At 46.6% G+C, this 18,367-nt stretch carries 23 protein-coding genes and 2 pseudogenes; 23 read left to right on the top strand and 2 right to left on the bottom strand.

What is annotated here, in order from left to right:
- Positions 1-114: 114 nt before the first annotated feature.
- From HNP82_RS18710 to HNP82_RS14960, 10 genes and pseudogenes are all read left to right on the top strand, one after another.
- A complete protein-coding gene (locus HNP82_RS18710) occupies positions 115-309 on the top strand; it encodes a VanZ family protein (RefSeq protein ID WP_334298292.1) in 195 nt (64 codons plus the stop codon).
- Between the two features lie 52 nt (positions 310-361).
- Positions 362-751 (top strand): annotated as a pseudogene (locus HNP82_RS14995) (sugar phosphate nucleotidyltransferase); the annotation flags it as partial.
- Between the two features lie 394 nt (positions 752-1,145).
- Complete coding sequence (locus HNP82_RS14990) at positions 1,146-2,888, top strand: IS1634 family transposase (RefSeq protein WP_183776031.1); 1,743 nt, start codon at positions 1,146-1,148, stop codon at positions 2,886-2,888.
- Positions 2,889-2,905: 17 nt separating this feature from the next.
- Positions 2,906-3,130, top strand: coding sequence for a hypothetical protein (locus HNP82_RS14985; protein WP_162611184.1), 225 nt, complete (start codon positions 2,906-2,908; stop codon positions 3,128-3,130).
- Between the two features lie 35 nt (positions 3,131-3,165).
- Positions 3,166-3,711: a hypothetical protein gene (locus tag HNP82_RS14980; RefSeq protein ID WP_183776026.1), complete on the top strand. Its 546-nt coding sequence runs from the start codon at positions 3,166-3,168 to the stop codon at positions 3,709-3,711.
- Positions 3,712-3,881: 170 nt separating this feature from the next.
- A complete protein-coding gene (locus HNP82_RS18125) occupies positions 3,882-4,637 on the top strand; it encodes a hypothetical protein (protein WP_243164790.1) in 756 nt (251 codons plus the stop codon).
- A 112-nt stretch (positions 4,638-4,749) separates the two neighbouring features.
- On the top strand, positions 4,750-5,145 hold the full coding sequence (locus HNP82_RS14970; RefSeq protein WP_183776023.1) for a VanZ family protein: 396 nt from the start codon (positions 4,750-4,752) through the stop codon (positions 5,143-5,145).
- Between the two features lie 158 nt (positions 5,146-5,303).
- On the top strand, positions 5,304-5,654 hold the full coding sequence (locus HNP82_RS14965) for a hypothetical protein (protein WP_183776021.1): 351 nt from the start codon (positions 5,304-5,306) through the stop codon (positions 5,652-5,654).
- A gap of 227 nt (positions 5,655-5,881) precedes the next feature.
- The gene (locus HNP82_RS18490) at positions 5,882-6,127 is read left to right on the top strand and encodes a hypothetical protein (RefSeq protein ID WP_330599640.1); all 246 of its coding nucleotides are present in this window, start codon (positions 5,882-5,884) and stop codon (positions 6,125-6,127) included.
- Positions 6,109-6,612, top strand: a complete 504-nt coding sequence (locus HNP82_RS14960) for a hypothetical protein (RefSeq protein WP_330599639.1) — start codon at positions 6,109-6,111, stop codon at positions 6,610-6,612. Before HNP82_RS18490 ends, HNP82_RS14960 begins: the two co-directional genes overlap by 19 nt.
- Positions 6,613-6,694: 82 nt before the next feature.
- Here HNP82_RS14960 and HNP82_RS14955 read toward each other — a convergent pair whose 3' ends face one another.
- On the bottom strand, positions 6,695-7,720 hold the full coding sequence (locus tag HNP82_RS14955; protein ID WP_183776019.1) for an HD domain-containing protein: 1,026 nt from the start codon (positions 7,718-7,720) through the stop codon (positions 6,695-6,697).
- Positions 7,721-8,678: 958 nt separating this feature from the next.
- Here HNP82_RS14955 and HNP82_RS14950 point away from each other — a divergent pair.
- The 6 genes and pseudogenes from HNP82_RS14950 to HNP82_RS14925 all read left to right on the top strand — a co-directional run bounded on the left by HNP82_RS14950 (position 8,679) and on the right by HNP82_RS14925 (position 11,533).
- Positions 8,679-9,137: a Mu transposase domain-containing protein gene (locus HNP82_RS14950; RefSeq protein WP_183776017.1), complete on the top strand. Its 459-nt coding sequence runs from the start codon at positions 8,679-8,681 to the stop codon at positions 9,135-9,137.
- Between the two features lie 133 nt (positions 9,138-9,270).
- Complete coding sequence (locus tag HNP82_RS14945; protein WP_243164789.1) at positions 9,271-9,867, top strand: ATP-binding protein; 597 nt, start codon at positions 9,271-9,273, stop codon at positions 9,865-9,867.
- Positions 9,824-10,129, top strand: a pseudogene (locus HNP82_RS14940) (transposase domain-containing protein); the annotation flags it as partial. The gene HNP82_RS14945 and the pseudogene HNP82_RS14940, both read left to right, overlap by 44 nt.
- Positions 10,130-10,298: 169 nt before the next feature.
- Positions 10,299-10,526 (top strand): hypothetical protein, encoded by a 228-nt coding sequence (locus HNP82_RS14935; protein WP_183776015.1) that lies wholly within the window; start codon positions 10,299-10,301, stop codon positions 10,524-10,526.
- Positions 10,527-10,576: 50 nt separating this feature from the next.
- On the top strand, positions 10,577-10,777 hold the full coding sequence (locus HNP82_RS14930) for a hypothetical protein (RefSeq protein WP_183776013.1): 201 nt from the start codon (positions 10,577-10,579) through the stop codon (positions 10,775-10,777).
- A 153-nt stretch (positions 10,778-10,930) separates the two neighbouring features.
- On the top strand, positions 10,931-11,533 hold the full coding sequence (locus tag HNP82_RS14925; protein WP_183776011.1) for a VanZ family protein: 603 nt from the start codon (positions 10,931-10,933) through the stop codon (positions 11,531-11,533).
- A gap of 10 nt (positions 11,534-11,543) precedes the next feature.
- On the opposite strand, the gene HNP82_RS14920 is transcribed toward HNP82_RS14925, so the two are convergent.
- Positions 11,544-11,726 carry a DUF4250 domain-containing protein gene (locus HNP82_RS14920; RefSeq protein WP_183776009.1) on the bottom strand — a complete coding sequence of 61 codons (183 nt, stop codon included), beginning with the start codon at positions 11,724-11,726 and terminating at the stop codon, positions 11,544-11,546.
- 201 nt (positions 11,727-11,927) lie between these two features.
- Here HNP82_RS14920 and cobU point away from each other — a divergent pair, with 201 nt between their 5' ends.
- The 7 genes from cobU (at position 11,928) to HNP82_RS14885 (ending at position 18,332) form a co-directional block, all read left to right on the top strand.
- The gene (cobU, locus tag HNP82_RS14915) at positions 11,928-12,512 is read left to right on the top strand and encodes a bifunctional adenosylcobinamide kinase/adenosylcobinamide-phosphate guanylyltransferase (RefSeq protein ID WP_183776007.1); all 585 of its coding nucleotides are present in this window, start codon (positions 11,928-11,930) and stop codon (positions 12,510-12,512) included.
- Positions 12,509-13,261, top strand: coding sequence for an adenosylcobinamide-GDP ribazoletransferase (gene cobS / locus HNP82_RS14910; RefSeq protein WP_183776005.1), 753 nt, complete (start codon positions 12,509-12,511; stop codon positions 13,259-13,261). The genes cobU and cobS overlap by 4 nt, the downstream gene beginning before the upstream one ends.
- Positions 13,262-13,288: 27 nt before the next feature.
- Positions 13,289-13,909: a histidine phosphatase family protein gene (locus HNP82_RS14905; RefSeq protein WP_183776003.1), complete on the top strand. Its 621-nt coding sequence runs from the start codon at positions 13,289-13,291 to the stop codon at positions 13,907-13,909.
- Between the two features lie 2 nt (positions 13,910-13,911).
- Entirely contained in the window at positions 13,912-14,985 is a 1,074-nt protein-coding gene (gene cobT, locus HNP82_RS14900; protein WP_183776001.1) for a nicotinate-nucleotide--dimethylbenzimidazole phosphoribosyltransferase, read from the top strand.
- A 33-nt stretch (positions 14,986-15,018) separates the two neighbouring features.
- Complete coding sequence (locus HNP82_RS14895) at positions 15,019-16,488, top strand: Cof-type HAD-IIB family hydrolase (protein ID WP_183775998.1); 1,470 nt, start codon at positions 15,019-15,021, stop codon at positions 16,486-16,488.
- Between the two features lie 13 nt (positions 16,489-16,501).
- On the top strand, positions 16,502-17,158 hold the full coding sequence (gene thiE / locus HNP82_RS14890; RefSeq protein ID WP_183775996.1) for a thiamine phosphate synthase: 657 nt from the start codon (positions 16,502-16,504) through the stop codon (positions 17,156-17,158).
- Between the two features lie 160 nt (positions 17,159-17,318).
- On the top strand, positions 17,319-18,332 hold the full coding sequence (locus tag HNP82_RS14885; RefSeq protein ID WP_183775994.1) for a metal ABC transporter substrate-binding protein: 1,014 nt from the start codon (positions 17,319-17,321) through the stop codon (positions 18,330-18,332).
- The last annotated feature ends 35 nt before the right edge of the window (positions 18,333-18,367 follow it).

The raw sequence follows: 18,367 nt of genomic DNA, 5'->3' as shown, positions 1-18,367 counted from the left end.
CGCCCCATCAAAGGAAACATTCCATGACAGATATCCTGGTAATCTCATGTCAGCATGACAGAGCGAGATCATGACAGCCCAGGAGAGCATTAACAAGATAGGTTGCAGGACAAGGTGAGCTTAAGTAGCATAGTGTGGGTAGGTGCAAAGTTTTCATTTCTTTTCTCAGTAAGTATTGAATTCCTCCAGTTGTTCCTGAGACTTGGCACCTTCCAGTTATCAGATATCTTCTATAATACATTGGGAGGACTTTTTGGAGGTTTGATTTACTACATTGGATACAAAATGAAACACCGGAAAGGAAACTGAAAATAATAAAATCACACAGTAAAATAGCATATGAGTAAAAGAGGACAAAGAGATGAAAACTACGAAATCTACAACATTACTTATCATGGCCGCCGGTATCGGCAGCCGCTTTGGAACTGGCATCAAGCAACTGGAGCCCGTAGGGCTCCACAATGAAATCATCATGGATTATTCTATCCATGATGCAATCTCAGCCGGATTTAACAAAATTATTTTCGTAATCCGTAAGGACATAGAAGCAGATTTTAGGGAGCGCATTGGTAACCGTGTGGAAGCCATCTGTGCGTCTCTTAACGTGGAGATTGCCTATGCATTTCAGGATCTTTCTTCCATACCGACCGGTTACACTGTCCCAAATGGCCGTACCAAACCCTGGGGAACGGGACAAGCTGTACTCGCGGCGAAGAATCTGATTCATGAACCGTTTGCTGTGATCAATGCGTGTTTTTTGCAAGCACTTTTTCCTCAAAAATGCAGATTGACTTCCTCAAAGTTGCATGGGGAATTTCCCCAGTATTGCATTTCCCCCTCCGGCACTCTTTTAGGTGCCGGAGAGGAGCCGTTGCAGGCATACAAAGTTTATTAGTTACAGATATTGCTAACTTTGCATGCGAGTTACACTAAAGTTCTGTTTTGAATATAAAAAGTCACGCAAAGCCTTATTTTTCTGAACTTCCAAAAAAGTTGACACTCAATAAATTGGCACTCATTGGGGAAGCTGAAAAAAGCCCGTAAAATCAAGGAAAATCCCATTTTTCACTTGTATTTTTTGGAAAAATATGGCATAATACAAGAGAAGCAATTAACCCTCAAATATTAAACGGATGGAGTGCCATATGTACCTGGACTGTACGATAAAGATACCTGATTCAAACGGGAAAATCACGAAGAAGACAATCAAGGGAACGACGTATATCTATTATGAATACGCGCGGATTTATCTGAAAGATAAGAAGTATAACACACCGAGACGGATATGTATCGGCAAGCAGATTCCGGGCCAGCCTGCACTCATGTTGCCGAATGACAAGTTCTTAAAGATATTTCCACAGGAAATCCTGCCGGAAGAGAAACAGGGATACCGAAGTGGCTGCCTTCGTATTGGGGCTTATATTGTGATTCGGAAGGTCATATCTGACTACAGATTGGATCTGATGCTTGCAAGAATCGTTGGAAAGGATGCGGGGCTGTTTCTGGATCTGGCTGCCTATACAATCATTACCGAAGGAAATGCCGCCCAGTATTATCCGGATTATGCTTTCAACCATCCATTGATGACAGAGGATATGCGTATATACAGTGATTCGAAAGTGTCCGATTTTCTTAGCCGGACTACGACAGACCAACGGATTCTGTTTTTGAATGAATGGAACGAGAAGAGAGATCATAGGGAAAGGATCTATATTTCTTACGATTCCACAAACAAAAACAGCCAGGCCGGCGACATCGATCTGGTAGAGTTTGGCCATCCAAAAGATGACCAAGGGAAAGAAATCTTTAATTATTCCATTGCCTATGACCGGAATAATAGAGAGCCTTTGTTCTACGAGTCTTATCCCGGAAGCATTGTAGACATATCCCAGCTTCAGTATACGCTTGGCAAAGCGAAGGGATATGGGTACAGACGGGTTGGGTTTATTCTGGACCGGGGATATTTTAGCAAGGAAAATATCCGGTTCATGGATGATAATGGATATGATTTCGTTATCATGGCCAAGGGGATGAAAAAACTGGTCAGCGATATCATACTGGAGCGAAGAGGAAGTTTCGAGGATGATCGGAAAAACAGTATCCGCGCCTACAAAGTCAGTGGCACAACTGTTCGGCGGAAACTATATGCAGATGATGAAAAAGAGAGGTATTTCCATATTTATTATAGTGACAGCAAAAGGCAGTCTGAGCGGGAAAAATTTGAAGATAAAATTGACCAGATGGGAAAGAAACTAAAAGACTGTATGGGGCTGCCAGTTCGTCTGAGAGGAGATTTTATTAAATATTTCGATCTGGTGTACTGGCATGAAGGCCTGGAAGATGAGAAGTTCATGTCCGGAATCGAAAAGACAGAAATAATCAACCGGGAGATACAGCTTTGTGGTTATTTTGTGATTGTGACTTCGGATAAGATGACAGCAGAGGAAGCGCTGACGCTGTATAAGAGCAGGGATGGATCGGAGAAACTTTTCCTGGGAGATAAATCGTATCTCGGGGCGCGGAGTGAGCGGGTTTACTCTAATGAGTCAATGGATACAAAGATATTTATAGAGTTTGTAGCCACGATTATCCGAAGTAAGATATATACCTGTCTGAAAGACGAAATGGACCGACAGGAACACAGGAGAAATTTCATGACAGTGCCTGCAGCCATAAAGGAACTGGAAAAGATAGAGATGCTAAAAGGTGCTGATAATGAATACCGTTTGGATTATGCAGTTACTGCCAGACAAAAAGAGATCCTGAAAGCTTTCGGCCTTACAGCATCTAATGTACAGAAACAAGCGGCTGCAATCAGTTCAGATCTGGAAAGGATTGAGGTTGAGGAGTTTGAAAAAGCAGCAAACGAACAAATGAAAACACTGTGATATGGGAGGGCAGGAAGATGGCGAGACGGGTTGTGACATTAGAAGAAAAGATAGAGAAAGCTCAGATCAATGTGGCCGAAACAAAAGTGAAATACGATAAGGCAGTTGATGAATTGGAAAAGCTTCTGACGAAACGGAAGGAGCGGGATAACAAGCAGCTCCTGGAAGCATTCTCAAAAAGCGAGAAAACCCTTGCAGAAGTCATTGAATTCCTGCAAGGGAATAGGCCGTCAGAAGATTGAGTGTTACATAACAATTGGACAGGGGAAGAAAAAGCATGATGACACTAACGCAGTATAAAAAAGTAATTAAATCTTTAACCAGAGATGAATTAGAAGCGCATTTATTTGAAATGTTCAAATCTTCTAAAGTTTTCAAGGATATCGAAAGCAGTTGGTGGAGCGTGGAATCCAATGATGAATTGATAGCCAGTCTGCAGAAACGATTAGAAAAGGTTTTCTGGAAGGAACAGTTTTCTTTGAGTGAATGCAAAGGTGTGCTGAACGACTACCTAAGCAGAACTGTAGATGAAGGAACGAAGGCTCTGATGCACCTTGCTTTCGCTGCCGAAGCCGCAGAACTTAGTGCAGTATACGGTGACTATGGGGGAAGATTTTACAACAGCCTTGAATCCTCAGCTGAAAAATTTTTGAATTATGCGAAACTGCATCCGGATTTCTTCAGCCTCCACGAAACAGAATTCGAAAACCTCATATCTACTGCCGATCCTCTGGGGTATGGCGTATCAGATGATCTGGGATATATGATGGAAAACGTTCGCATAGAACTCGGGTATTATGATGATCCAGATGGGGACAAGTGATGACTGCAATTAGCGTTGAGGGTTAAAAAACTCAGGAAGTTAAGGTTGTAATGAACAGTGTGCAGTCTGGCTGATAAATAGGCGGAATTGAAATGATGAGTAGGTTTCGCCTAATTTTATCGCTCATAAAATAGATTGACATGGAAAATATAGGAATAAAATAGATAGATATGAAAAATAACAATTCTAACACGTCGCTAAAACGAGGACGACCTCCAAAGAAAGATTATGATCCGGAAGCCCTGATGCGGGAATTGATCGACACAGCGGCAGAGATTTATCAGGAGAAGAGAGAAATCAAAGCCACAGCCCTGGAGCTTGACCTTCCGCCGGGTAAGGTCAAAAAGCTCTTGATCACCGGCAACGTTTTGTCCTATCCAGAAACGAAGCAGATTCAGGACCTCTTGCGGCAGGGAAAAACCATGGTGGAGATCCAACATATTATGGGTCTCAGCTACTCTGCCCTTCACATATATCTGCCGTATAGTAAGGTGATCTATAAGATGTCTGAGATCAGCCAGAATGCAGAACGGGTTAAGGCATATAAGGCCCGGAAATCAGCTGTGGATACATTAATGGCAGCACCTACAGATGGACATCTATGGGACTGCATTGTTGCCTTTCAGAATTATCCGTTCCATACCGTTTCCGGCTTGCCTTTTTCTTATACACTGAAGAAGGGGAGGAATGGGGAATACACAAAGGAGCTGTTTATTGACCGCCGGGAAAACAGCAAATTTCTGGCATGGAGTTCTGTGCGGATGGCGTTTGAGAAAGCTATGGACCAGCAAGGCGCTATATTTACCCGCCCCAAAGAGTTGGCCGATGTACGGGGCGTGAGCTACACTTTTAGCCTGTTATGGCGTTTTGGGATGATCTCAGTGCCGGAGGAAGTAGAGAAAAAGTTGAAAGGGAACCGGAAGTAGGCGAAGTCATCTATCCGGAAGAATCATACAATCTCAAAAAGATTATCTGTGGCTATGTGCCAGATAGTGTGATAAGATGTTTCATGCATACAATTTTAGGAGGTATCAGCCGTTGGCGTTTTATATATTTCTTGGTTTTACAATTCTTTGGTTCCTGTTTATGACGTATCTGTCCCACCAGGACGGGGAACACACTGGAAGGACCAGCCGGGAACTGGCGGAGAAGCTGTCGGCTTTGGATTTCCTTGATTCCGACATTAATATCCTGAACGGCAGGCTACGCCGTATGGCCCATGTGGTGGTGTATGCAGTGTTGACTGTTCTGCTTGCTATTACATTGAAACTGGGCGGCTATTCCCCATGTCTGACAGCAGGTACCATCGTCTGGGCCTGGGCCGATGAAGCAACAAAGCCGCTGGTGCAAGGCCGCCATTTCTCCTGGCTTGATGTGGGTCTAAATGTGTTAGGAATTGTGATTGGAATACTTATTTTGCTGCTGATTCTTTGATCTTCAGTATCGCTGTTCCTCTTTCATTGTTATCCGTTGCGCCGTGTTATCCGCTGCTGCCAAAATGCGTATTCCACTTGCTATGTGCAAAATACAGAGGTACTATCGCCATAGCCTACAAGAGAAAGGTAATAAATATAGGAAGGACAGTGGTGACTATGGCACATATGGAACGTATCTGGGGAGCGAGAAGTGGACATTCAAGAGAAATTGTAGAGAACGTGGTTCAATATCTGAAGGAGTACCCAGCAAATTATCAGGGGCAGGTGGACACATTGCTGGAGCTGCTCTACCAGGCATTTACGGAATACAATTCGGACGAGACACCGGAATTCAGGAAACAGGTGGATCCTCTGGATGAGACGCTGCGAAGCCTGGTGGAAACAGATGAAGAAGCGGATGAGTATATGAACATTGTTTTCGGCCTGTGTACGACCTATGAGCGGCAGGGGTATATCGAAGGGATTAAGGTTGGCGCCAGGTTGATGATGGAGCTGATGGAGGAATAATCAGGAATTTTTACTGGATGACTGGGGCCTACGGATAACGAACGAAGTGCAAATAATTTGTGAACAGCTTTTCGGCTGCCTTGAAAATCCATGGCTTTAATGGTAAGATGAAATGGGGATATATTGCAGGAAATACTCTTTCTGACCGTAAGATGAAGAAGGTTCATTGAGGCCTGTCGGAATTGGCCCCTGAACAATACGAAAACAGGATGGAGGCGATGGCCGGCATGAATCAAGAGATAATGGATCATGAATTGGAAGCCCGCTATGAGAAATACAAGGGAATTTTAAAGAACCTGACCATAATGAGCGATGTGTTTATGCGGAACGTGTTTAAAGAGCGCAGATGCACGGAATACGTCCTGCAGGTGATTATGGGGAAGAAAGACTTGAAAGTTCTGGATCAGGTACTACAGAAAGACTATAAAAATCTGCAGGGCAGGATTTTGACGAATTGCCGGAAACCCATGTGATCTTTATCACCAGGGATGATGTGCTGGGATATGGTCTTCCCATTTATCACATAGGGAGAAAGATTGAGGAAGTCGGAACAGACTTTAAAGACGAAGCATACATCATTTATGTGAATTCCAGCCGTCAGGATGACACGGAACTGGGCCGGCTGATGAAGGATTTTCATTGTAAGAACGCGAAAGATATCCACAGTGAGGTTTTGGCGAGACGTGTGTACGAATTGAAAGAGACTCAGGAAGGAGTTGATCATATGTGCCGTGAAATGGATGAAATTTATAATGAAGGCGCGAAACTTGGTGAAGAGCGTGGCAGGATCCAGGGAATTGCAGAAGGACTTGCTGCGGGAGAGATGAAAGCTAAAAAAGAAACAGCCCTGACGCTTGCGGAAAAAGGTATGTCGGCATCCGATATTGCTGACATCGTAAAAGTCAGTGTGAAGCTGGTGCAGGAATGGCTGTCCGGAAACATGAGCCTGGTCAAATAAGATGAACGCCCTCTGCGGAAGCTGTGTAGTAGTTTCTGCAGAGGGTGTTTTATTTCTAATATACAAATGATTTATTCATCCTTCATATTTTAATCCCGGTTACAGCGGTAACCGCCAGTGGGACAAGTTTGTGTGTGATGGAGAGCCGGAGCTGGTTGACGTCCAGATCATAGATCCCGAACCTCACACGATCAAGGGCATCCGCGTCCTTTAGGATCTGATACAGAAGCCAGGTGCGTTTCCTGGCCCGGATTGTATCGGTTGATTTTAGATATTCCTCTGCCAATTTATCATCGAGACAATGATATTCAATGAGGAAGCAGACGGCAGGGGCTGCGGAGCTGTTTGCGTTATTTTCATAGACTTCCCGGCTGGCTTTCACATGGCTGTCGTCCACACCGTCATTCCTTCGCCCAATGTCATGGAAAACAATGGCGATTAAGAGCTGTGTTCGTTCCGTCAGATTCAGCTTTATCTTTCCAGCCTGGATGATCGCAAGGGCAAGAAATAAAACCCGCGCGCTGTGGAGTTGGCCGTGATCGGTTATGTCTTTTCGGTGGCGTTTATATAAACGCCGGATCTGCTCTATTCCTTTTACATACTCATCTAAATATCGGGGCGGCATGACCAAAGGAGAATCGGGACCGATCAGACGCTCGACAGTCACTTCAAAGGGGATACCCGGAACTGCGAGGATTTCTTTTTCCTTGCATTCAAGATTAAATGCAATGACATCCTTTTTAAGGATTCTGGCCCGGATAATCCTGGCGTGGTTCTGGTCTCCATGCCTGCAGGCAAAGAAGAAGGCTGTGTTGATATCCAGAGACCAGCTGAAAGCCTGCCGGTAATCCGTACTTCCTTCCGCTTCCCCACGGTAAATGGGGAGTTCTTCCGGATAGTCAGCCAGAGCGGAGTTCATTCTGTCAATCTGCTCATCGGATCTCCCGGAAGCCAGCTTTTGAAGCAGATCTGCACCATATACACCGGCGCTGTAATCGGTAATCGTGTACAGTCTCAGAAACAGGTCATAAAGATCCGGGCTTGGGGCGCTCCTCCGTATGTACTCAGCCAGAAGTTCTGAGCGTATGCCATCATCCTGATTAAACAAATATGAGAATATTTTATCCTTATCAGGGTTTTGCAGACTTGCAGCAAAGTCCAGAATGTATTTGCAGAATTGATTTGGATCTTTGATGATAGGAAGTCGTTTTGTGCCATAAATATTCAGTTAAAGGGCGATTGGGATGACCCTGTTGTCCGGGTCATAATAATATGTGGATGGGATCAGATGCCTGCTGTAGTAAATTTTGTCGGCAGGAAGCGGGTACGGCCATTCCGAAACCGTATAGCCGGGGTTATAACCCTGGGATAAAAGCTTCTTTTTGTCAGACGCAGTTTTCACTTTGGTAAGCGGGTAGAAGTCCCCCAGAAGGGCAGTCCCATTCTTTAAAAGGATGTCTGATACCGTTAATGGCGTTGATGGATTATGTGTTTATGATACACTAAATTTACCGAAAAAAGCGTCAGAATTCCCTGAAAAAGCAAGGGAAATTCCCTAAATAAAGCGGGACATATTGAATCCCCTTTACATTATATTTATCCTTTATCTAAGAACCACCAAAGATAGAGGAGGAAAGGAAGATGCTCACTATGTCCCAAATCAATCATATCAAAGACTTGAGTAATTGTGGATACCGGATCAGTGAAATTTCTAAAAAAACAGGTGCTGATCCCAAAACGATACGCAAGTATCTTGCACAGGATGACTTCTCACCGCAACCATCCGTTATCCAGGAGAAGCCATCCAGACTGAGAAAGCAAACCTGGAACTGATCTGGGATCCCGGACCTGTACAAGTTGATTTTGGGGAAGCTGACTTTTATGAGACCGGGAAGCTCTGCCGCAAGAAATATCTGACTGTGTCGTTCCCTTACAGCAATGCAGCTGGTGTTGGGCGGCGGATTGGCGATGCGATCCATGAATCCGAACTTTTCTTCTGTTTCCGAGCCCATTATCACTTCCGGGGGCGCTTCTGCAACCCCTATTCCGGCTAGGAAAAAGGGAATGTGGAGCGCAAGGTTGATTATAACCGTGCGAACCTGTTTGTTCCGGTCCCGCATTTCAATGAGATAGAGAAGTATAACCAGAAGCTGCTTGCCCGCCATGAAAAGAAAGCTTCCGAACTCCATTATAAGAAACAGATCCCTATCCGGGAATTGTTTGAAGAAGACAGGAAAGCCCTCCTGATGCTGCCGCCAAAACGGTTCGATGTCTGCCGGTATGAATGGCTGAAAGCGGATGGTTACGGAAAAGTCTGTATGAATGGAAAGCATTTCTATTCTACCAGGCCGGAAAACGCAAACAAACAGGTGCTGGTGGGAATTCGTGCCCATACCGTTGACATTCTTACGGAAGGCGAACAGATTGTCACGACTCACCGGCGCGCTTACGGAGATAACCGCACGGATATCAGCGATTACAGTATCACGCTGGCTGTCCTAATGAAAAACTCTGGAGAGCATTAGACAGCATTAACATCTGTGACGCTTCCGTGCTTGCCGCAAGGATCACCGGATATGGAATTTATACACCGCCGGAGACCGGTCCATCCCTTGCAGTATATGATGATATGTTCCTGAAGGAAGGAGGCACTGTTTCATGATGACACCAAAGATGAAAGAGGATTTCTGCACACAGATCCTTGAAGCAAGCCGGCAGCTCTTCCTTTCGGGCAGGATCTCAGAGATCTGCCAGGAAAAAGGGACGCAGAAACAGCTGGAGTTTCTTCTGGAACTGCTGCAGGTGGAACGGACTCTCCGGGATGAAAACCGCCGGAAGCGTCTGATCAAGCGGGCCGGATTCCCGACCTATAAGACCTTTGAGGGATACAGTTATCACTGCGTAAAGTTTCTCTCTCCCCCCCGCATGGCAATCGCGGCTGGTGTAAAAGCCTGCAATCTGGGTTACAAGACGAAGTTTTATACCGTAACAGAACTTGTGCTGAAGCTTGCAGAAACTCGGAAAAACGGGACACTGGAGCGCCTTCTGTGGGATCTTCGCAGCCTTGACCTGCTCATACTGGATGAATGGGGATATATACCTGTGGATAAGGATGGTTCCCAGCTGCTGTTCCGTGTCATATCTGACAGTTATGAGAGCAAGAGCCTGATCCTGACAACCAATGACGATCGCCGGATGTTGGGGCCATTGATATCTCCGGGTATTTCTCAGGGATGGAGAAGTCCCCATAGATAATAACGCATCCGAAAGGGACATCCGTGGTTTTTGTATCGGGAAGAAGAATTGGCAGATGATCGATACGATCAATGGAGCCAAGACTTCCGCGATCATATATAGCATTGTAGAAACCGCAAAAGCAAATCATCTGAAACCATTTGCTTATGTGCAGTATCTTCTGGAAGAAATCCCCAAACATATGGAGGATAAGGATCGTTCATTTTTGGAAGATCTTCTGCCATGGTCAGAAAAACTTCCGGCAGAGATCCGCAAAGGTTAAATGCAGGTGGCTGCGAATGGCGCGGGCTGAATTGTTACTTGCGTTTTCTTTAATCCAGCATTCCCCCTGTACATTCCCCTCCCCTTGTTCTATAATAAATATACAGGATTCCTCTTCTGGATAAAGTTTTCGTTAGAAAACTTTGGAATGCAGGAGGGATAAAAGAGTAATGAGCAAATCCTTTAAAGACCTGACGATCAAAGATGCATTTATGTTTGCCGCCGTGATGGTGGACCCGGATCAGTGCCGCCTATTCTTAGAAATGGTGTTGGGCATGGATATTGTGGATCTTCATGTGGTCACGGAAAAGACCATGGTCTACCATCCCCAGTATCATGGCATACGCCTGGATGTTCTTGCTGAGGAAGAAAGAAGGACAGCTATGAAGCGTCAGTAGAGCGTCAGGTTCAGAGGATTAAGCGTGACCGGGAAATGGAGGCGCAGTATATGATGTTGGAGGAAATGCTCAAAGACGAGCGGGAGGCCGGCAGGAATGAAGGGCTTAAAATCGGACGCCTGGAAGGCAAAAATCAGTCTCTGGAGTTAGCCAATGCGTTGGTAAGCCAGGGCAGATATGAGGATCTGAAGCGCTGCCTGGAGGATGAAGCGTTCATGGAAGGACTGCTGGAAGAATTTGGGATTAAATAGTGTATATGTTGTATAGCTTGTAAACAGAGGAATCCTGTTTACAAAAGATCAAAGGATATACAATGTACCAATGAACGGGAGCTGCGCCTGACCTGGCGCGGCTCCTGATGTTGATTTGACGGAAGTTTGACAGAATAACACAGGGAGTTTTATATGATCACTATACTTACTAAGATTTTTACGAATATTGTCACGACAATTTATCAGTATATATGGTTTGCCCTTTTGGCGGCGGTTCTGTTTATGTTTTTATATTTATTTGCAGGGGAACACGGATGGAAGGAATCCTTTAAGGTCTGGCTGGGAAGTTTTCGGAGACGGTCTGCCTTCAGAAGAGTCTTTCTGTTGGCGCTTTACATGATTTTAGTATTGTTCCGGACGCTGCTTAACCGTGAACTGTGGTTAAATCCGCTGTCGGATATTTTTGGCGGATGGGGGCTGTACACGGAGAATGGAGTATTTACTACGGAGGCGATTGAAAATTTTCTCCTCCTGCTTCCATTTATTTTGCTGCTTTTCTGGGCTAAGGGCTCATATGTCTATGGAAAGAGAGACAGATGCCTTTCTATGGTGTGGGCCGGGATAAAGATCGCATTCTGTTTTTCACTTGCCATTGAATGTATTCAATTGTTTTTCCGCCTTGGAACGTTTCAGTTTTCTGATCTGTGCTATAACACTCTCGGCGGAGGCGTTGGGGCGCTTATTTATAATTTAGGGCGCCGGGGGATCAGAGCGCTGAAAAGTAAAAACACCTGAATGTGAACCGTTAGACAAATTGATTGCTGTCCGGATCGTATGCATAGTCGATGCCGGACAGCTTTTTTGTCACGGCGGCTTTGTCCAGATTAAGGGCGGCGCACATTTCATCCAGTGAGGGATAGTAATCTCTAAGTTTTAGATTGACATAACTCAACAATAAAAAAGGGTCTTGTGGAATATTTTCGTTCATAGCCATTCTCCTTTACAAAAATTGGGTAGCATTATTGTGAAAAATCTGATATGTTTATCAATAGGGTCAAATTCGTAACTGTTTGTTCCGGCCGTCATACATATCCGGCCGCATGGCTGATTAGTTACGCACAAATTCTTTTTTGATGCCTAGTGTATTGACACGATCATAATTATAATACAATGAAGGTGAGGGAGCAATATGATTTTAGTCACCGGTGGGTGCCGCAGCGGGAAAAGTGCCTTTGCCGAAAAGCTGGTCACAGGAGATGGCCATGGCCCCTGGCTTTATGTGGCCACGTCCCGGATTACCGATGAGGAGATGGCCCTGCGGGTTGAAAAACACCGCCAGCGCCGGGGAAAAGATTGGGAAACCTTTGAGGGTTACAGCGGCCTGGCCCAAAGTCTTTCTGAAAAAGACGGGAGAAAATACAGAGGAATCCTTGTGGACAGTGTGACGGCCATGGTGACCAACCTTCTTTTTGATTTTATAGGGGATGTGGACTGGGAAAGTTTTTCCTTTGAAACGGTGGATTACAGGGCGGCTCAGGATAAGATCCTTGATGAATTTAGAGCGCTTTGCCGCCGGGGGGAAGGAGCGCCCCTAGTGTTTGTGACCGATGAGATCGGCCTTGGTGTTGTGCCTGAAACTTCTCTTGGGCGCAATTTCAGGGATATTCTCGGAACTGTGAATCAATATCTGGCCGGCGTGTGCGGCAGCGTATATTTTGTCATCAGCGGCATACCGGTTCAGATCAAAGGGGGAACCGGGGAGGATAAGAGATGAATACATTTATACTAGCTCTCCAGCTTATGACCCGGCTGCCGGTGAATAAAGAGATTGAGGTGACGGACCAGCGGTTGGTCAGAGGGGTTGTGTATTGGCCTTTAGTTGGAGTGATCACAGGGATTATTGACTGTGCTGTCTTTGTCATCCTGTCCTTTTTTCTTCCTAAAAGCGTGGCTGTGGCCGGCGGGATTTTGTGCCAGCTTTTAGTCACCGGCGGGTTCCACCTGGACGGACTGTGCGATACGGCGGATGCCCTGTTTTCTGCACGGAGCAGGGAGCGTATGCTGGAAATTATGAAAGACAGCCGGGTGGGTACCAACGGCGTTATCGCCGCCATTTTTGATATCGGATTGAAAGTGATGATTCTAAGCCGCCTTGCTCATCCGGTGATGGCTTTTTTGCTGACGCCGGTGGCAGGAAAGTGTGTTCAGGGAGTGCTGATGTATAAAGCGGTCTATCCGAGAAAAAGCGGCCTTGGCGCTTCCTATATCGGGAAGATCGGATGGCCGGTGATGGCAGGATGCCTTTTTTGCGGCGTAGTTATTATAGAGTTTGGCCTTTTTCTGGAAGGGCATAGCTGGCTCATGATGTGCCCTGTTGTGTTTACAGTTTTGGCTTTAGCCTACCGTTTTTATGTGGAAAAAAAGATTGGCGGTATGACCGGAGATACGATGGGCGCGGGAAATGAAATTACAGAGGTAGTTTTTCTTCTGTGTCTAATCATTGGCCAGCGCTTCGGAATTTAATAAAAAAGTCCAAAGAGGCGGATTTATATGGATATTTATTTAGTGCGCCACGGGGAGACTTCCCTGAACGCAGCCGGGGCTTACTACGGCGCTATGGATGTGGAACTGACGCCTAAAGGTGTGGTTCAGGCCGGGGAAGTTGGCCGGTATTTGAGACATATATCCTTTGATAAGATTTACATAAGTGATAAGAAAAGGACAAGACAGACGGCCTGGGAAATTTTAAAAAGTAATGATTTTCCGAAGGACAAGACTTTGTGTTCCCTTCCGGATCTTGGGGAGATGAATTTTGGCCATTGGGAGGGACTTAACTATGTTCAGGTGGAAAAGGCGTTTCTAAAAGATTACCAGGCGTGGTGCCGGGACTGGATCTATGTTCCGCCCACAGGCGGAGAGCGTTTTATAGATTTCTTTGTCCGGGTCAGGGAATGTTTTGACCGTCTGTTGGAGAAACTGGAGAAATGCTGTGCCCGCAATATTTTAATTTGCGGCCACAATGGGACGCTGCGGGTGATTTTGGCTCATATGTGCGGTCTCGGACCGGAGGGCACCTGGCATTTTAATTTTGCCCAGGACGCATATTCCCTTGTCCGGTATCAATGGGGAAATTTTACCCTGGAAAAGATAAACAGTAAAGAGGTGTGTTAAAAATGGAATATACACAAAATGCTTTGGCGGAAGTGATCCGCCAGATCCCTTCGCCGGACAAAGAGATTATGGATGAAATTTACCGGCAGTGGGATAAAAAGGCGAAGCCTCTGGGAAGCCTTGGACGGCTGGAAGACATAGTGGCAGCTCTGGGAGGAATATACGGGACTGTCCATCCCTCCACTGGGAAAAAGGGCGTGATTGTCATGGCTGCGGATAACGGTGTTGTGGCCGAGGGCGTGGCCCAGTCAGATTACCATGTGACGACCCAGGTCACATGTAATATGACATGCCAGGACGCCACGGTCAGTATTTTGGCTCATATGAACGGCGCTCAGGTTTTCCCTGTGGATATCGGTATGTATGAGGATGTAACCTGTCCGGGGATCATTGATCGAAAGATCCGCCACGGCACCGCCAATATGGCTAAAGAACCGGCCATGACACGGGAGGAGACCCTGGCTGCTATATGCACAGGGATCGAGATAGTGGCGGAGCTTAAAGAAAAAGGTTTTTGTTTTTTTGCTACCGGGGAAATGGGGATTGGAAATACGACCACCAGCAGCGCGGTGGCCTCGGTTTTGCTGGACTGTCCTCCTGAGACAGTCACCGGGCGGGGAGCAGGCCTTTCTTCTGAGGGATTGTCTAAAAAAATCCGCACTATAAAAAATGCCATACATGACCGAAAGCCGGATCCGAAAGACATTGTTGACGTTTTGGGAAAAGTGGGCGGTCTGGATATTGCCGGCCTTGCCGGCTGTTTTATCGGAGCGGCCCGGTGGCGTGTTCCTATAGTGATCGATGGTTTTATTTCTTCTGTGGCCGCTCTGGCTGCGGTTCGTCTGGCTCCGACGTGCCGGCCTTATATATTTCCCTCCCACTGTTCCGCTGAACCGGCGGGAAAAATGGTGCTGGAGGCTTTGGGGATGGAACCTTATATTTACGCCGGCATGTATCTGGGGGAGGGAACCGGAGCGGTTATGGCCTTTCACCTGTTTGATACGGCCCTGGAGGCTTATAATAAAATTCCGGAATTTGAGGACGTTCATATTGAAGCCTATGAACATTTAAAATAAGTACCTCTTAAACTTATTATACAAGGAGAACATATGATGATAAAAGCGTGTATTTTTGATCTTGACGGCACTTTGGCGGATACTCTGGAGTCTATGGCGGTCGCCTGCAATGAAGCTTTGATTCAGGCGGGCTTTAAGGCTCTGCCTGTGGATAATTATAAATACTATGCCGGGGACGGCGCGAAAACTCTTGTGGAGAGGGCCCTGAAAGACGCGGGAGACGTAAATCTTGAAAAATTTGCGCCGGTTTATCAGAGCTATTCGGACAAATTTAAAGTAGACTGCACCTATAAAGTGAAAGTCTATGACGGCATTTTTTTCATGCTGGAGGCCCTTAAAAAAAGAGGGATAAAGACAGCGGTTTTGTCCAATAAACCCCACGAGAGGGTGCTGGATGTGATTGGTAAGCTGTTTGGCCAGGAAATTTTTGACCATGTCCAGGGACAGCAGGATTCCATCCCTAAAAAGCCGGATCCGGCAGGGGCTTTAATGACGGCGAAAATTCTGGGAGTGACGCCCCAGGAGTGTATGTATTTTGGTGACACCAATGTGGATATGCAGACAGGAAACCGGGCGGGCATGTATACTGTAGGTGTGCTGTGGGGATTTCGGACCCAAAAGGAGCTGGAGGAGAACCGGGCTCATCATATATTATCAGCGCCGTCCCAGATTCCCGAACTTGTGGATATGAAAAATAACGGTATGCCGGCGGACCCTAAAGTCCGGCTGGTGGTCAGCGATGTGGACGGCACTCTCCTGAAGAATGGCATGCAGTATCTGGAGGATGGTTTTCTTGAGACTGTGGATGCCCTCATGGATAAGGGAATCGTTTTTGCTGTGGCCAGCGGCCGTCAGATCAACAGTGTTCAGGCTTTGTTTGGAGAGAGTAAAAAGCCTTTATATGTGATCTGCGAAAATGGTGGGAAAGTCTGGTATCGGGGAGAAGATCTGGCCTTTTACAGTTTTTCTGGGGAAGAATATAAAAAAATCGTGGAGGGCGTAAGAGAGCATCTTCCCGGTGCCCTTTTTGCCATGGCCGCGCCGGACGCCTACTATACCGAAGAGGGTCATGAGGAATTTATTGAGGCGCTAAAGAATCAATATTTTTTCCAGGTGGCCCAGATTGATGATATTGCCCTGCTGGACAAGCCGGTGTGCAAAATCGCCGTATATGTGTCCGAGGACGTTCAGGCCCAGTCCCTCTATTTTCAAAAACTCTGGGGGGATCATATGGAGATTACCGCCTCAGGTGATCACTGGATTGACATCACCCCAAAGGGCGTGGGAAAAGGTGCGGCGGTAAAGATGCTTCAGGAGCGCCTTGGCATTTCTCCTGAGGAGACGATGGTTTTTGGCGATAATGAAAATGATGTGTCCATGCTGAAAATGGCCCGGTATAGCTGCGCGGTGTCCAATGCCTTTCCGTCGGCGAAGCGGGCGGCTGCCTATGAGACAGACAGTGTGCTGAAGGAGTTAAAGAAACTTTTAAATGCTATAGATTAAAGGGATGAGAATAATGAAAATAGATCCTCAATTACTGAGACTTTATGCTGTCACTGACCGGGGGCATTTAAACGGACGGAGTCTTCCCGATGTGGTGGATGAGATCCTTGCCGGGGGCGTGACTATTGTTCAGCTTAGGGAGAAAGATATGCTTTTGGAAGATTTCATCCGGGAAGCGTTGGCGGTAAAAAAAGTGACGGACCGATGGGGAGTGCCGCTGATCATTAATGATAATATCCAGGTTTGCCAGGCGGTGAGTGCCGCCGGTGTTCATGTGGGCCAGTCGGATATGGAAGCCGGACAGGTCCGGCGCCTCCTTGGGCCGGAAAAAATTATCGGTGTCACGGCAAAGACGGTGGAACAGGCGCTGGCGGCCCAGGCGGCCGGCGCCGATTATCTCGGATGCGGCGCTGTCTTTGGCTCAGCCACAAAGCTGGATACAAAAAAGATGGAACTGGATACGCTGGATGATATCTGCCGTCATGTGTCTATACCGGTTGTGGCTATCGGCGGTATCAGCTTTGAAAATATCAGCCAACTTTCCGGCCGTCTCATGGACGGCGTGGCTGCAGTATCGGCTTTGTTTTCTGCCGGGAACCCGAAAAAGGCCGCGCAGGATTTGAGAGAAAAGATTGACTCTATGTACAGTTCAGCCGGGTCTGCGAAGTAAATGGTCAGGGTGTGAGAAAGTGATTCAGGGGGCAAAAATAAGTTGACTTTTGTGTCGGGCTGCGTTATATTCTTAATGAAACTTGGTTTCAATAAGAATATGACGCTTTTTTTGTTTCCGCGCCCAGCGCGGCATATGAGTATAGAAAGGAGTCCCATCTGTGAAAAAAAGAACAGGCAGTCTTGGAGGACGGCGCGGTATTTCCCTGATGTTTGCCATTGTGGGCCTGTGTTTTGTTATTTTTATAGCGGGATGCCATGGGACGGCGGGCAATGGCGCCGGAGATGGCATTGAGGCTGAGGATGATGGCGCGGCGGCAGATGACGGAAAGCTTTCAGTAATCTGTACTCTGTTTCCCCAGTATGATTTTGCCAGGTATATCGGCAAAGGTCAGGCGGACGTGACTCTGCTTTTATCCCCCGGACAGGAGGCCCATATGTATGATCCCACGCCGGCGGATATGGAGGCCATATCTGATTGTGATGTGTTTATTTATACAGGAGACGCTATGGAGGGCTGGGCTGCTCAGATCGTGGACAGTCTGGATGACAGCGTGTATGTCCTTGATTTGTCCCAATATGTTACATTGAGGGAAGAGGAAGAGGACGGTCATGACCATGAGGAGGAGCATCATCACCACGGTGCCTATGACCCTCATTACTGGCTGGATATGACCAACGCCGCCGCCATGGCCCAGGCTATTGGGGATGTGCTGTCGAATCTGGATGAAGGCCACAGCCGGGAATACGCAGAGCGGACCGGCGAGTATGTGGGACGGTTGCTGGATCTGGACCAGGCGTTTATGGATACGGTCCATAACAGTCCGAGAAAGGACATTGTCTTTGGCGGGCGTTTTGCCTACAGTTATTTTATCAACCGTTACGGTCTGGAATATGAGACGGTCTATCACACCTGTTCTGCGGAGTCAGATCCGGGGGTGACGGATATGATCCGTGTCATTGACTATATTGACCAGCATGATAATTCCTGTATTTTTTATGAGGAACTGTCCAGTGGAAATGTGGCCAAAACTATCGCACGGGATGCCAATATTGATACGGCTGTATTTACTACCGGCCATAATGTGACGAAAGATGAGTTTGACCGTGGCATTACTTTTATTGATTTGATGAACGATAATCTTGAACTATTGAAACATGTGCTGGCACAGTAATATTGCAATAGTTCAACCATCAGGGATGGAAAGGC

This window comes from Catenibacillus scindens, assembly GCF_014202115.1.
GTDB classification, from domain to species: Bacteria; Bacillota; Clostridia; order Lachnospirales; family Lachnospiraceae; genus Catenibacillus; species Catenibacillus scindens.
Note: the sequence above shows the minus strand (reverse complement) of the source record. Positions and strands in the feature narration are given on the sequence as shown.

What these genes read in the sequence shown, in the direction of transcription:
- HNP82_RS14990 (WP_183776031.1), top strand. Translation starts at nt 1,146, where the DNA reads ATGTACCTGGACTGTACGATAAAGATACCTGATTCAAACGGGAAAATC.
- HNP82_RS14985 (WP_162611184.1), top strand. Translation starts at nt 2,906, where the DNA reads ATGGCGAGACGGGTTGTGACATTAGAAGAAAAGATAGAGAAAGCTCAG.
- HNP82_RS14980 (WP_183776026.1), top strand. Translation starts at nt 3,166, where the DNA reads ATGATGACACTAACGCAGTATAAAAAAGTAATTAAATCTTTAACCAGA.
- HNP82_RS18125 (WP_243164790.1), top strand. Translation starts at nt 3,882, where the DNA reads ATGAAAAATAACAATTCTAACACGTCGCTAAAACGAGGACGACCTCCA.
- HNP82_RS14965 (WP_183776021.1), top strand. Translation starts at nt 5,304, where the DNA reads ATGGCACATATGGAACGTATCTGGGGAGCGAGAAGTGGACATTCAAGA.
- HNP82_RS18490 (WP_330599640.1), top strand. Translation starts at nt 5,882, where the DNA reads ATGAATCAAGAGATAATGGATCATGAATTGGAAGCCCGCTATGAGAAA.
- HNP82_RS14945 (WP_243164789.1), top strand. Translation starts at nt 9,271, where the DNA reads ATGATGACACCAAAGATGAAAGAGGATTTCTGCACACAGATCCTTGAA.
- HNP82_RS14935 (WP_183776015.1), top strand. Translation starts at nt 10,299, where the DNA reads ATGAGCAAATCCTTTAAAGACCTGACGATCAAAGATGCATTTATGTTT.
- HNP82_RS14930 (WP_183776013.1), top strand. Translation starts at nt 10,577, where the DNA reads ATGATGTTGGAGGAAATGCTCAAAGACGAGCGGGAGGCCGGCAGGAAT.
- HNP82_RS14925 (WP_183776011.1), top strand. Translation starts at nt 10,931, where the DNA reads ATGATCACTATACTTACTAAGATTTTTACGAATATTGTCACGACAATT.
- HNP82_RS14920 (WP_183776009.1), bottom strand. Translation starts at nt 11,726, where the DNA reads ATGAACGAAAATATTCCACAAGACCCTTTTTTATTGTTGAGTTATGTC.
- cobU (WP_183776007.1), top strand. Translation starts at nt 11,928, where the DNA reads ATGATTTTAGTCACCGGTGGGTGCCGCAGCGGGAAAAGTGCCTTTGCC.
- cobS (WP_183776005.1), top strand. Translation starts at nt 12,509, where the DNA reads ATGAATACATTTATACTAGCTCTCCAGCTTATGACCCGGCTGCCGGTG.
- HNP82_RS14905 (WP_183776003.1), top strand. Translation starts at nt 13,289, where the DNA reads ATGGATATTTATTTAGTGCGCCACGGGGAGACTTCCCTGAACGCAGCC.
- cobT (WP_183776001.1), top strand. Translation starts at nt 13,912, where the DNA reads ATGGAATATACACAAAATGCTTTGGCGGAAGTGATCCGCCAGATCCCT.
- HNP82_RS14895 (WP_183775998.1), top strand. Translation starts at nt 15,019, where the DNA reads ATGATGATAAAAGCGTGTATTTTTGATCTTGACGGCACTTTGGCGGAT.
- thiE (WP_183775996.1), top strand. Translation starts at nt 16,502, where the DNA reads ATGAAAATAGATCCTCAATTACTGAGACTTTATGCTGTCACTGACCGG.